This is a genomic window from Mariprofundus sp. NF, from assembly GCF_013387455.1.
GTDB lineage: Bacteria > Pseudomonadota > Zetaproteobacteria > Mariprofundales > Mariprofundaceae > Mariprofundus.
On sequence record NZ_VWNC01000005.1, the window covers coordinates 107,671 to 119,881 of the forward strand.

Sequence of the window (12,211 nt, forward strand, 5' to 3'; positions counted from 1 at the left end):
TAAACCTGCTTCAAACCGCTCGGCTTAATTTATACATCTAGGTGGCACTCATCCTTTTTCGCCACTCTTTTGGAATAGATTTTGCCTTTTGAGATTGATGGTCAAAACACACGAGCACGGTGTTTCCCGTGGCGACCAGTAGCTCTCTGTCATCTTCTGTTTTGATGATACGGTAGCCCACGGTGAAACTTGCCCTTCCTTGCTGTTCTATCGAGGTTTCGATCACAGCCCGGTCATGCAGATAGAGTGGTTGTTTATAGTCGATCTCGCAGTGGGCGAGAACAATGCCGTCGGTAGTCCAGTTCCAATCTGAACCGATCATCTCTTTGAACCAGAGCATACGAGCCTGCTCAAAATATTGCAGGTAGATACTGTTGTTCACGTGGCCCATGGCATCAATATCACCAAAGCGGATATGGATTTCACTGATATGTGTCATGGTAGCACCTCTCTTTTGGCATAGTTCTACTGTTTTCAGACACTATCGATCCATTCCACCAAACGTTGTTCACCCCAGTATTTCTCCTGACCTGGCATAACACCACTAATAAAACCTGCGTGGCCACCATGCTCAACAAGTTCCAGCCAGACATTCTCCGGCAGTTCATCTTCATGAGGAACCGAGTATGGAAACATGAAGGGATCATCAACGGCATGAAGAATCAGAGTAGGTACGCAGATATCCGGAATGAACTGGCGACTGCTGACCTGCGTATAATAATCATCCGCCCCTTTAAATCCGTTGAGTGGGGCTGTGACTTGATCATCAAATAGCCTGAAACTGTCGAGTCCATCAACATCGACAGATAAGGGGGAGGGGATGCGTGCAAATTTATTTTTGTAACCCTTTTGCAAGGAGCGGATCAGATGCCACTGATAGAAACGTGAGAAGCCTCTGTTCATGCGTTCAGCAGCATGCCCGAGGCTGAATGGGACGGACATCACTGCTGCTCTTTTCAGTGAGCTTGCACAACCTTGTTCACCCAGCCATTTAAGCAGTACATTGCCACCGAGTGAGACACCAATAGCAGCATACAGATCTATATCCATATGCTCTTTCAGATACCAGAGAATTTGCTGCGGATCAGCAGTTTTGCCACTGTGATAGCTTTCAGAGAGACGGTTGGGCTCACCACTGCAGCCACGGAAATGCATCAGGCAGGAGCGGTAGCCGCGTAACTCAAGCTCATGCATCAACCCGAGGATATATGGAGAGTTGATGTTGCCCTCAAGGCCGTGCAGCAGCAGTACTGTTCGCCCCTCTTTTGGACCCGACCAGACCAGATCAATAAAATCACCATCGATGAGTTCCACGCGTTGCCACGCCATCTCCATTTTTGGTTTGAGGCGGAACAGCTTGGGCCAGAGCGTCTGGGCATGACCACTCCTTAGCCACCAGGCAGGCTTGAATTTACTCTGGATGATTGGCATTACTGATGTGTGGTAAAAAATACATGGTTAGCCGTTAACGACACTTAAGCTGCGATAGAGAAGGTCATCGCTAAGACGTTTCGGTAGATATATTGGAGTCATCTGAATCTCAAACAACATCAGCTAGCGTTGGGGAGAGATTGAACACTGGCCGCGATCCATATTGGGCTCTACCGTGTTATGAATAATTTCACTAAGTTGATCTGCGCCGCCGATATGGTCTCCATCAACCCAAATCTGGGGAACTGTAATCGGAGTTTTAGCGCCAACGATCGGTTTGACTCTGGCAAGCATCTCATACAGGCCGCGCGGGCTTTCAACGACGTCATGATAGGTGTAATCAATCTTGGCTTTCTCAAGGTATCCCTTAGCGCGCACACAGTGTGGGCACGTTTTTTTGCCGAAAAGGTGGGTTCCGCTGATCGGCTCTCTGCCCGCATAGGCTTCAATGACTGCCTGAGTCAGAACACCGCGATTTAACGCCGCGCCCTGGCTGATTACCTTATTGTTCACAATTACGATGGGAGCATGCCAGCCACCCTTGAACAGAGGCCGCCACCACTCTGTAAGCCACTCCCGCAGCTCCAGCTCTACCGGGATTCCCGCCAGTTCCTTCTCGATGGTGTCATGGATTACGTCTTTGGTCAGAGAGCATTCACCACAGGGGATGGTCACCTTGAATGGCCCCCATGCACCGGCCCAGCGAAATACAGTGACGACTATCGGTTGTTGTTGCATATCTTCTCCTTTGTGCAAGTCATAGCAGTTCAGTCAGACTCAATCGGAGCCCTTTTCAGGTAGGTTTTCAGTAGAAGTGGCTGGATAAACAGTGTTGTCGTCACCACCACAAAGACCAGACAGAGAAAATCCTCCCGATAGGCATATTCAGCGGGGATGGTCAGCACGAGCGCTGCTGGAATGGCACCACGTAAGCCGCCCAGTGTCAGCACATGCCGCCAGGCCATAGGCCAGCGTCTGCAGGAGGAGACGAACCATGGGCTGGCATAGATCAGCGCAACCCTTGAGAGAAGCACAATCAGAACGATGCCCGGAATAGCCCAGCTGAGAACAAAGGTGTGTTCACCTATCGCAACACCGAGCATGAAAAAGACAGTGCTGCCAGCCAGTGTTGCGATGTAGGCCCAGAATGACTGAAAAGCATCGTTACCATCCCGCTTCATCTCTTCACATTTGGTGTACCTGCCGCGCACAAATGCCAGGGCAGCAAAGAGAACCGCAATAATGCCGGAGATATGCAGCAGATGTTCTGCCAGCAGGAATGTGCCGTAAGCCAAAACAATAGTAAGGGTCAATCCGGTGAACTCATTGCGCACAGACCAGATGACAACCACTTTGGCCGTGACCCATCCCAGTAGCCAGCCAATTGGTGCAGCAGCCAGTACGATCCAGAGTGTGTCCAGCGCAACAGAAGTAAATGTTACCTGCTGTTCAAACAGGACAAGGCCAGCGATTGTCGTGAACAGGACAATGGCAACGCCATCATTAAACAGCGACTCGCCTTCAATAGTCATCAGTAGTTTCTCAGGAATCGAGAAGCGGCGTAACACCACACCTGCAGCCGAAGGATCAGTTGCCGCCAGAGCTGCACCGAGCAGCAGTCCGTGAATCGGCTCAATACCCATCAACCAGGCGATTGAAAAACCGATCGTAGCAGCAACAAACAGGACGCCAGCAACAGCAAGATATGCTACAGGATAGGCAACCTGTAACAGACTCTGAATATGTACAGAGCGCCCCTCAGCAAAAATAAGCAGCGGTAGAATCATCAGCATGATCACCTCAGGCTGGAATCCGACCGGTGGCAGTAGCGCCAGATGCGGCTGAATTTGCGCATAAACGATACCCACCAGAATGATCCACGCTTCATAGGGCAGGGGTGTCTTCTGTGTGTAGTGACGAAGGAAGGCCAGCATCAATAGAAACAGACAGCCCAGCAGTACAGCTGTAGCAGGATCAAAAAGGTGAGCGCCGTCCATATTACCGCATTGTAACCAGCTCTTCAGAACTGGTGGGGTGGATGGCAACAGCGCGATCAAAATCCTGCTTGGTTGCACCCATTTTGATAGCCACGGCAAAGCCCTGCAGCATTTCATCCACATGCATACCAATCATATGACAGCCGATCACTTTTTCCTCGCGGCCCAGACAGATCAGTTTCATGGTGGTTTTCGGCTTCTCTTCAGCAAATGCGTAGTACATCGGTGTAAACCGTGTCTGATAAATTTTTACCGCATCGCCATGCAGCTCACGCGCCTCATCCTCAGTTTTGCCTATCGTGGCAATAGGTGGGTGGCTGAATACTACGGTGGGGATATCATCATAGTCCTGTTTGCTGTCGGCATGGTTATCAAACAGTCGCGCTGCCAGCTTGCGTCCGGCAGCGACTGCTACAGGGGTGAGTTGTGCCCGTCCGGTAATATCACCAATGGCATAGATGCCCGATTGATTCGTATTCTGAAACGCGTCGGTGGGAATCGTCCCGTTTGCATTCACTTCGATACCGGCGGCATGAAGGTTGAGTTTGTCCGTGGCAGGGCGGCGTCCGATTGCCCAGAGCAGCGCATCAACATGCAGGATTGTTTCATGATTATTGCACTGAATCTCGATGCAGCCATCGGCAAGTTGGCGCGCCGAAGAGATCTGTGTGTTGGGGATAATATTGATGCCGCTCTCGAGCATATGTTCTGTCAAAGCCTCGCGCACGCTCACATCGAAGGGGCGTAGCAGCTGCTGTTTGCGCAACAACATGGTCACTTCTGAGCCCAGTGCATTGAACATGCAGGCAATCTCTACTGCGATATAGCCACTGCCGACAATGGCAACACGTTCAGGCCTCTCTTCCAGTGCAAAGAAACCATCGGAGCTGATACCCAGCTCTGCTCCGGTGATGTCCGGGATGGTGGGATAACCGCCGGTGGCAATAACGATATGCTCAGCACGGTATTGGAGACCTTCGACCTCTATCGTTTTGTCATTAATAAAGCTGGCAAACCCATACGCCACATCGACACTGCTGCTATCAAGCAGGCGCCCGTAAACCTCATTGAGATTTTTCACATAGGCATCACGGCGCTGCTTCAACTTAGACCAGTTAAATTGCCGCTCTCCTACAGCAAACCCATAACCTTCAGCCTGCTCCAGATGGTGATGGATATCCGCTGCATTCCACATCACCTTTTTCGGCACACAGCCGACATTCACGCAAGTGCCACCAAGGCGACTGGATTCAACCAGCAGGACCTTTGCGCCATATTCAGCCGCACGTCTGGCGGTGGCTACACCACCACTGCCGCCACCAATCACTATATAATCGTAATCTGAATTCATGTGTTCTCCGTTATATGGAACAGACAATATCGCCCATCTTTTCTGTCAGCAGCATATTCTCGCGGTAGTCGATCGGAATCACAATCAGGCTAGGACCGGACTCGGTAAAGGCCTGTTTCAATGTGTCCTGAAGCTCGACACTCTTCTTAACATGATGGCCATGCCAGCCAAACGATTCGGCTAAAAGCATCCAGTTCGGATTGCCGAAGGCGAGGTCCGTGTGATGACCAAACTCATTCTGCTGTTTCCAGGCGATCAGACCATAAGCGTTGTCTTCCCAGACCATGACAACGATATTGCTGTTCAGCCGTTTGGCGGTCTCCATCTCCTGCACATTCATCAGAAATCCGGCATCACCGCAGATAGCGAGAATATTGCGATCCGGATGCACCATGGCTGCGGCAATGGCGCCGGGCAGGGCAAAGCCCATCGAGCAGAAACCGTTAGGGATCAGGCAGGTGTTGGGTTCATGGCACTGGTAATAGCGGGCGATCCACATTTTGTGGGCACCGACATCAGAGAGCAGAATATCCTCTGCGCCCATCACAGCTCTGGCATCAGCCAGCACCTTCTGTGGCCGGATCAGACCTTCGGTCTCATCATCAGCATACTCCAGCAACTGGCGCTGCATCTCAGCTCTTGTCGCGCTCTGTTGTGAGAGGTTGCGCTGCACCGCCCCGAGCGTGTCGATGTTGTCATTGATGGTGGCCAGCGTATGGGCCAGATCACCCACCAGCTCCAGCTCCGGATGATACTGCTGATCAATTTCCGCAGGCATGAAATCAATATGGATAATCTGTTTGTCCTTCTCTTTGTTCCATAGACGAGGGTGATACTCCACCATGTCATATCCCAGGGTGATGACCAGATCAGCGGCATCCAGTGCGCAGGAAACCACATCTTTGGCCTGCAGGCCGATGGTATAGAGGCAGTAATCCGCATCCATATCGACACAGCCTTTGGCCATGAAAGTGTTGATCACACCAATGCCTGTGGTTTCACAAAAACGACGCAACTCAGCACTGGCACGTCGACGAATGCAGCCGTTGCCGGCCAGAATGATGGGCCGTTTGGCAGCCCGTAACATCGTAAATGCCTTGTCGATCTGCTCAGGATCAGCGACCGGTCGGCGATAGCGGTGTGGTGTCATTGGTTTTGCATCCGTATCGATCTTGGCAATGTCTTCAGGTAGTTCGATAAGGCAGGCGCCGGGTTTTTCACTGCGTGCCAGACGCACGGCTTTGCGCACAATTTCAGGTACAGAAGCCGGATGCAGAATGGTGGTGGCCCATTTGGTGACCGGTTTAAACATCGCCACCACATCCATGATCTGGTGCGACTCCTTATGCAGTCGTGTAGATGCACCCTGACCGGTCAGCACAATCATCGGGGCGCGATCCATATTGGCATCGGCAACACCGGTAATCAGATTGGTGGCTCCCGGACCCAGCGTGCCGAGACAACCTGCAGGGGTGCCGGTCAGGCGGCCATACACCTCGGCCATAAAGGCCGCGCCCTGCTCATGGCGGGTGAGAATAAATTTGATGGCGTCCGATTGCTCCAGCGCCATCATGAAGTCGGCATTCTCCTCGCCGGGGATGCCGAAAATATATTCGATACCCTCCTCTTCGAGGCAGGCTACAAGCAATTCCGATGTTTTCATGACAGGCCTCCTGATTGAATCACAATCATTTTTTCAATTTGCATGTCGTGCATGGTGTAGGGGATGCCGCCAACCCCAAGGCCTGACCTTCTCAACCCTGCAAATGGCATCCAGTCGACACGAAATGCGGTGTGGTCATTAATCATCACGGCTGAGGCGGCAAGTCGGTTGGCGGCATAGAGAGCCGTATCAATATCACGGCTGAATACCGAAGCCTGAAATGCAACATCAAGTGAATTGGCAATCTCAATGGCTCTATCGATATCCTCATAGGGGTAGATGCAGACCACCGGGCCAAAGATCTCTTTGGTGGAGACGTTGACATCAAGCGGGGGACTGAAAATCACCGTTGGCGCATAGCAGTTGTTTTCAAGCCTGTTGCCACCACACATGAGGTCGGCTTCTGCTGCTACCGCCTGCTGAACCCACTGATGCACACGTTCCGCCTCTTTTTCACGGATCAGAGGCCCGACTTCTGTTTTGTCTGATAGCGGGTCACCGACCACCAACGCGACTGCGGCATCCTTTATCTTCTCAGCAAGCGCTTTGGCGATGGACTTGTGTGCAAAAATCCGTTGCACGGAAACACAGACCTGTCCGGCATGATAAAATGCACCTTTCATCAGGCTGGGCAGTATCCGGTCGATATCGGCATCGGCGGCTACAATGACCGGAGCTGCACCACCATGCTCCAGTGCACATCGGGTGCCTGCTGCCAGTTTGGAACGCAGATACCAGCCCACGCCGGGGCTGCCGATAAAGCTGAAAAATGCCACACGTTCATCGCTCACCAGCTCTTCCGACAGTTCTCTCGACTCCGGCATAACAAACTGACACCAGCCATCAGGCAGGCCAGCTTCAGAAAATAGTTTCACCAGACGAATGCATGAGAGCGGGGTATCTGCAGCCGGTTTGACGATGACCGGACAGCCTGTGGCGATGGCCGGACCAATCTGATGTGCGATCAGGTTCAACGGATGGTTGAAGGCACTGACAGCCACCACGACCCCGATGGGCTCTTTAGAGGTGACAGCAAGGCGTCCTGCCGATGCTGCATTGCTGCCCATGGGGATGGATTCGCCTGCATGCGTGCGTAACTCATGGATACAGATATTGATGCTGTCGATACAGCGAACCATCTCAATGCGGGAATCAAGCAATGGCTTGCCGCCTTCACGAGCTGCTTCAACTGCCAGCGCTTCAGCCCGATCACTCATCAGATCCACGGCCTTTTCGAGGATGGCGATGCGTTGTGGTTGCGTTAACCAGCCATTACGCTTTTCAAACAGTGCTCTGGCATTGAGGAGCGCCTGCTCAACCGATTTGGCGTTGGCCATCGTAACCGTTGCAATCAGAGAGCCATCATAGGGGGAGAAAACCTCCAGAGCTTTACCATCTGTTTGGAGGGAGCCTGGAATCATCAAGGGGAAATGTTCGATATTATTCATGTTTGCTCCTGTGGTTTTCCATGCGGATAACCCTCAATGGTTTCAGGATGGCGTATGTGCAGGCCAGTGCTGCTGCCTTCGCCTGTAACCACGCGGGCATGTCTGCGCTGTAGCTGGCGGGGATGCTTAACGCCGCAGGAGTGGGCAATCACACCGACATCATGCTGGATATGATTTGCATAGTGATGCACACGCACCGCTTTATCTGTCGGATCAAGTCCGCGCTGCAACCGTTTCTGGTGGGTAGTGATGCCGGTCGGGCAGCTGTTTTTGTTACACTGCATGGCCTGAATGCAGCCGAGTGCAAACATGAAACCGCGTGCTGAGACGATAAAATCTGCCCCCATGCAGAGTGCCCATGCGATACCTGAGGGGGTGATCAGTTTACCTGAGCAGATGACGCGTACCCGATCGCGCAAGCCATAACCGACCAGATGATCAATCAGCATTGGCAGGCTCTCTTTCAGGGGCAGTCCCATGAAATCCATCAAGGGTTGAGGGGCGGCACCTGTACCACCATCGGAGCTATCGAGGGTGATAAAGTCGGGGGCGCTCTCAACACCACGTTCTTTGATCGCATCAAAGAGATTATCGAGCACATTACAGCCGCCAATCACCAGTTTGATACCGACCGGTTTGCCGGTGACTTCGCGAACACGTGCAATCATATCCAGCAACTGGCCGGGATTGTCGATATCTACATGGCGGTTGGGGCTGATCGAATCTTCACCTTGCGGGATGCCGCGAATGGTGGCGATTTCAGCCGTCACCTTGGCCGCTGGTAGAATGCCGCCTTTACCCGGCTTGGCACCCTGACTGAGCTTGATCTCAAACATGCGCACCTGTTCGATGGCTGCCAGTTCGCGCAAGCGATCATCAGAGAGTTCACCCTTCTCGTCGCGTACGCCATATTTGGCAGTGCCGATCTGCATGACAATATCGCAACCGCCTTCAAGATGGTAAGGGGAGAGCCCACCCTCTCCTGTATTCATCCAGCAGCCAGCTTTGGCAGCGCCGTTTGAAAGTGCCTGCACGGCTACTTTGGAGATCGCTCCGTAACTCATGCCTGAGATGTTGAAGAAACTTGTTGCCGTATACGGGGTTCGGCAACCGGTACCGATAACCATAGGCTCTGTCTCTGCCGCATCGACATCCAGTGTGGGGTAGGGGCAGTTTACAAAGGAGATACTGCCAGCCGGGCTGAGATCTCGGGTAGAGCCGAACGGGATGGTATTGTCCTCATTCTTGGCCGCCCGGTAGACCCACTCGCGCAGGGCCCGGTTAAACGGCATCTCCTCGCGATCCATGGCAAAGAAGTATTGGCGGAAGAAGGTACCGAGATGTTCAAACAGGCCGCGAAACCGACCAATCACCGGATAATTACGGCGAACGGCATAGCGGGTCTGGGTGATATCGATGATAAACAGTATGATCACCGTGATGATCAACAGGCTGAATGCAATCAGCAGTAGTGCGGAGAGTCCTGTATAAAATGTATCAATATAGTCACTGAGCATATCTTCCCCTACAGGCTAGTGCGCCGGATAGAAGGTATGTCTTGCTAAGGCAGCTTTTCTTACAAAGTGAAACACGCGTTGCATGAGAGACTGTTGTTTCTGAATGAGAATGATTTACCCTTCCTTGACCGTAATAGGCCTGCTTCGTAGTCTCGGCAATCCTTTTACAGGTTACCTTTCAGCGGAGAAAAACCTTATTCATGCGCGAATTTGAAAAGATCAAACGTCTTCCTCCTTACGTGTTTGCAGTTGTTAATCAACTGAAGATGGAGCTTCGCCACGCCGGCGAAGATATTATCGATCTCGGCATGGGTAACCCCGACCAGCCGACGCCGCAGCATATTGTCGATAAATTGTGTGAGGCTGCACAGGATGGTCGCAACCATCGCTACTCGATGTCCAAGGGTATTCCCGGACTTCGTAAGGCGATCTGTGGCTGGTATAAAACCAAGTTTGATGTTGACCTCGACCCTGAAACCGAAGCGATTGCTACCATCGGCTCCAAAGAGGGACTGGCTCACCTGGCAGTGGCGATCACTTCACCCGGTGATCTTATCCTCACCCCGAATCCTGCTTATCCGATTCACCCTTATGGTTTTATTATTGCCGGTGCCGATATCCGCCATGTGCCGATGGGGCCTGAACGTGACTACTTTGCCGATATTGAAAAGGCGGTAAAAGATTCCTGGCCGCGTCCGAAAATCATTGTGGTTAATTTCCCCTCCAACCCGACAGCTCAGGTGGTTGATCTCGACTTTTATGTGAAACTTGTCGATTTTGCGCGTGAGAATGATCTGATTGTCATCTCCGATATCGCTTATGCCGAGATCACCTTTGACGGGTATCAGTGCCCTTCGATCATGCAGGTGCCCGGAGCCAAGGATGTGGCGGTGGAGTTTTACTCCCTCTCCAAGACCTACAATATGCCGGGTTGGCGTATGGGCTTCATGGTCGGCAACAAAGATATTGTGGCAGCCCTAGCCAAGATTAAGTCGTATCTCGATTACGGCACTTTCCAGCCGCTACAGATTGCCGCATGTGCAGCATTGAACGGGCCACAGGATTGCGTGGAAGAGATTCGTGCCATGTACCAGTCACGTCGCGATGTGCTGATTAATGGTATGCATCAGATGGGCTGGATGGCTGAGAAGCCGAAGGCATCGATGTTTGTCTGGGCTGAGATTCCCGATGAGTTCAAAGCGATGGGTTCGCTTGAGTTTGCCAAGCGCATGATGAAAGAGGGTGGTGTATCGGTCTCTCCTGGTATCGGTTTTGGTGACTACGGCGATAGCCATGTGCGCATTGCACTGATCGAGAACGAACACAGAACACGTCAGGCACTGCGCGGCATGCGCCAGTTTCTCAACGCAGGAAAATAGAGGCGGATTAACCACGAAGTGCACGAAGATCACGAAGTATCAATACATGTTATTCTTCGTGCACTTCGTGATCTCTGTGGTGAAAAAAATGGAGTTTTAAATGACTGAATTGAGAGTAGGGCTGCTGGGACTTGGTACGATAGGTACCGGAGTAGCCCGTATCCTGATCGAGCAGAAAGAGTTGATCAGCCGGCGCCTTGGTAAGCAGGTGAGGCTGGTTGCTGCTGCTGACCGCGATCTGGATCGTGACCGTGGTCTTGATCTCTCCGGCGTCCGCTTAAGCAGTGATGCTAACGATGTTGTGACAGCTGATGATGTTGATCTGGTGGTTGAGCTGATCGGTGGATATGAACCGGCCCGCACTTTTGTGGCAACTGCGCTGGAGCATGGCAAACATGTGGTGACCGCCAATAAGGCGCTGATTGCCAAGCATGGCGAGGAGCTGTTTCCTGTAGCTGCTGCCAATGGCCTGCAGATCGGTTTTGAAGCGGCAGTCGGTGGTGGTATTCCCTGCATGAAAGCACTGCGTGAGGGCCTTGCTGCCAACGCTATCGAGTCGGTCTACGGTATTCTTAACGGTACATGCAACTTTATTCTCACCAAGATGGAGAATGAGGGTGCCGATTACGCTGATGTTCTCAAAGAGGCACAGGCGTTGGGATACGCAGAAGCTGATCCAACCTTTGACGTTGAAGGCATCGATACAGCCCAGAAACTCTCGATTCTGGCAGCCATGGCATTTGGCTCCAAGATCAAGTTTGAAGAGGTGTTTACCGAAGGCATCAGTAAAATTACAGCTGCCGACATCGAGTCCGCCCATGAGATGGGTTACCGTATCAAGCTGCTCGGTATCGCCAAGCCGCATGGAGCCGGAGTTGAGGCTGTTGAGATGCGTGTGCATCCGACACTGGTGCCACTGACTTCACAGATGGCACAGGTTTCAGACTCCTATAATGCTGTGCAGATCTCCGGCGACTTTGTAGAGCACACTATGTATTTCGGTCGTGGTGCGGGTGAACGCCCAACGGCTTCGGCAGTGGTTGCCGATATCATGGATATTGCCAGTGGTTTCCCCGATGGTATTGCACATCTGGCACCGCCAATGGGTTTTGTGGAGAGTTCGCGTTGTGATAAACCGACCATGCCGATGGCTGATACCGAGTGTGAATATTTCATTCGCCTGATGGTGAAAGATCAGCCGGGCGTGATTGCCTCGGTCACCTCGATTCTGGCCGATCATCGCATCAGCCTGGAAGCACTGGCCCAGAAAGAGCGTCATGCCAGCCATAATGTGCCGATTGTGATGCTGACCCATGATACAACCGAAGGAAATCTGCAGGCGGCGATCAGTCGCATTACCGGCCTTGAAGCCGTAGAAGAAGATGTGCTGATTCTGAGAAAAGAATCAGCCGTTGCATAAGGGAT

Annotated in this window: 10 protein-coding genes; 2 read left to right on the forward strand and 8 right to left on the reverse strand. The window is 52.2% G+C overall.

What is annotated here, in order from left to right; translation table 11 throughout:
- Nucleotides 1–37: 37 nt before the first annotated feature.
- The 8 genes from F3F96_RS08655 to F3F96_RS08690 form a co-directional block, all read right to left on the reverse strand.
- On the reverse strand, nt 38–439 hold the full coding sequence (locus tag F3F96_RS08655; protein ID WP_176962864.1) for a thioesterase family protein: 402 nt from the start codon (nt 437–439) through the stop codon (nt 38–40).
- Between the two features lie 35 nt (nt 440–474).
- Nucleotides 475–1,431 carry a hydrolase gene (locus F3F96_RS08660; RefSeq protein WP_176962865.1) on the reverse strand — a complete coding sequence of 319 codons (957 nt, stop codon included), beginning with the start codon at nt 1,429–1,431 and terminating at the stop codon, nt 475–477.
- A 123-nt stretch (nt 1,432–1,554) separates the two neighbouring features.
- A complete protein-coding gene (locus F3F96_RS08665) occupies nt 1,555–2,169 on the reverse strand; it encodes a glutaredoxin domain-containing protein (RefSeq protein WP_176962866.1) in 615 nt (204 codons plus the stop codon).
- Between the two features lie 29 nt (nt 2,170–2,198).
- Entirely contained in the window at nt 2,199–3,428 is a 1,230-nt protein-coding gene (locus F3F96_RS08670; protein ID WP_176962867.1) for a sodium:proton antiporter, read from the reverse strand.
- 1 nt (nt 3,429) lies between these two features.
- The gene (gene gorA, locus F3F96_RS08675) at nt 3,430–4,779 is read right to left on the reverse strand and encodes a glutathione-disulfide reductase (RefSeq protein WP_176962868.1); all 1,350 of its coding nucleotides are present in this window, start codon (nt 4,777–4,779) and stop codon (nt 3,430–3,432) included.
- Nucleotides 4,780–4,789: 10 nt separating this feature from the next.
- A complete protein-coding gene (locus F3F96_RS08680; RefSeq protein WP_176962869.1) occupies nt 4,790–6,442 on the reverse strand; it encodes an acetolactate synthase large subunit in 1,653 nt (550 codons plus the stop codon).
- Complete coding sequence (locus F3F96_RS08685) at nt 6,439–7,890, reverse strand: aldehyde dehydrogenase family protein (RefSeq protein WP_176962870.1); 1,452 nt, start codon at nt 7,888–7,890, stop codon at nt 6,439–6,441. Before F3F96_RS08685 ends, F3F96_RS08680 begins: the two co-directional genes overlap by 4 nt.
- Nucleotides 7,887–9,407: an FMN-binding glutamate synthase family protein gene (locus tag F3F96_RS08690; RefSeq protein ID WP_176962871.1), complete on the reverse strand. Its 1,521-nt coding sequence runs from the start codon at nt 9,405–9,407 to the stop codon at nt 7,887–7,889. Before F3F96_RS08690 ends, F3F96_RS08685 begins: the two co-directional genes overlap by 4 nt.
- A gap of 200 nt (nt 9,408–9,607) precedes the next feature.
- Between F3F96_RS08690 and alaC the strand changes: the two genes are divergently transcribed.
- Both alaC and F3F96_RS08700 read left to right on the forward strand, forming a co-directional pair.
- Nucleotides 9,608–10,786 (forward strand): alanine transaminase, encoded by a 1,179-nt coding sequence (alaC, locus tag F3F96_RS08695; protein ID WP_176962872.1) that lies wholly within the window; start codon nt 9,608–9,610, stop codon nt 10,784–10,786.
- A gap of 100 nt (nt 10,787–10,886) precedes the next feature.
- Nucleotides 10,887–12,206, forward strand: coding sequence for a homoserine dehydrogenase (locus F3F96_RS08700; protein ID WP_176962873.1), 1,320 nt, complete (start codon nt 10,887–10,889; stop codon nt 12,204–12,206).
- Nucleotides 12,207–12,211 lie beyond the last annotated feature (5 nt).

Excerpts from the sequence above, each read along its gene's own strand:
- F3F96_RS08655 (WP_176962864.1), bottom strand. The coding sequence starts at position 439 with ATGACACATATCAGTGAAATCCATATCCGCTTTGGTGATATTGATGCC.
- F3F96_RS08660 (WP_176962865.1), bottom strand. The coding sequence starts at position 1,431 with ATGCCAATCATCCAGAGTAAATTCAAGCCTGCCTGGTGGCTAAGGAGT.
- F3F96_RS08665 (WP_176962866.1), bottom strand. The coding sequence starts at position 2,169 with ATGCAACAACAACCGATAGTCGTCACTGTATTTCGCTGGGCCGGTGCA.
- F3F96_RS08670 (WP_176962867.1), bottom strand. The coding sequence starts at position 3,428 with ATGGACGGCGCTCACCTTTTTGATCCTGCTACAGCTGTACTGCTGGGC.
- gorA (WP_176962868.1), bottom strand. The coding sequence starts at position 4,779 with ATGAATTCAGATTACGATTATATAGTGATTGGTGGCGGCAGTGGTGGT.
- F3F96_RS08680 (WP_176962869.1), bottom strand. The coding sequence starts at position 6,442 with ATGAAAACATCGGAATTGCTTGTAGCCTGCCTCGAAGAGGAGGGTATC.
- F3F96_RS08685 (WP_176962870.1), bottom strand. The coding sequence starts at position 7,890 with ATGAATAATATCGAACATTTCCCCTTGATGATTCCAGGCTCCCTCCAA.
- F3F96_RS08690 (WP_176962871.1), bottom strand. The coding sequence starts at position 9,407 with ATGCTCAGTGACTATATTGATACATTTTATACAGGACTCTCCGCACTA.
- alaC (WP_176962872.1), top strand. The coding sequence starts at position 9,608 with ATGCGCGAATTTGAAAAGATCAAACGTCTTCCTCCTTACGTGTTTGCA.
- F3F96_RS08700 (WP_176962873.1), top strand. The coding sequence starts at position 10,887 with ATGACTGAATTGAGAGTAGGGCTGCTGGGACTTGGTACGATAGGTACC.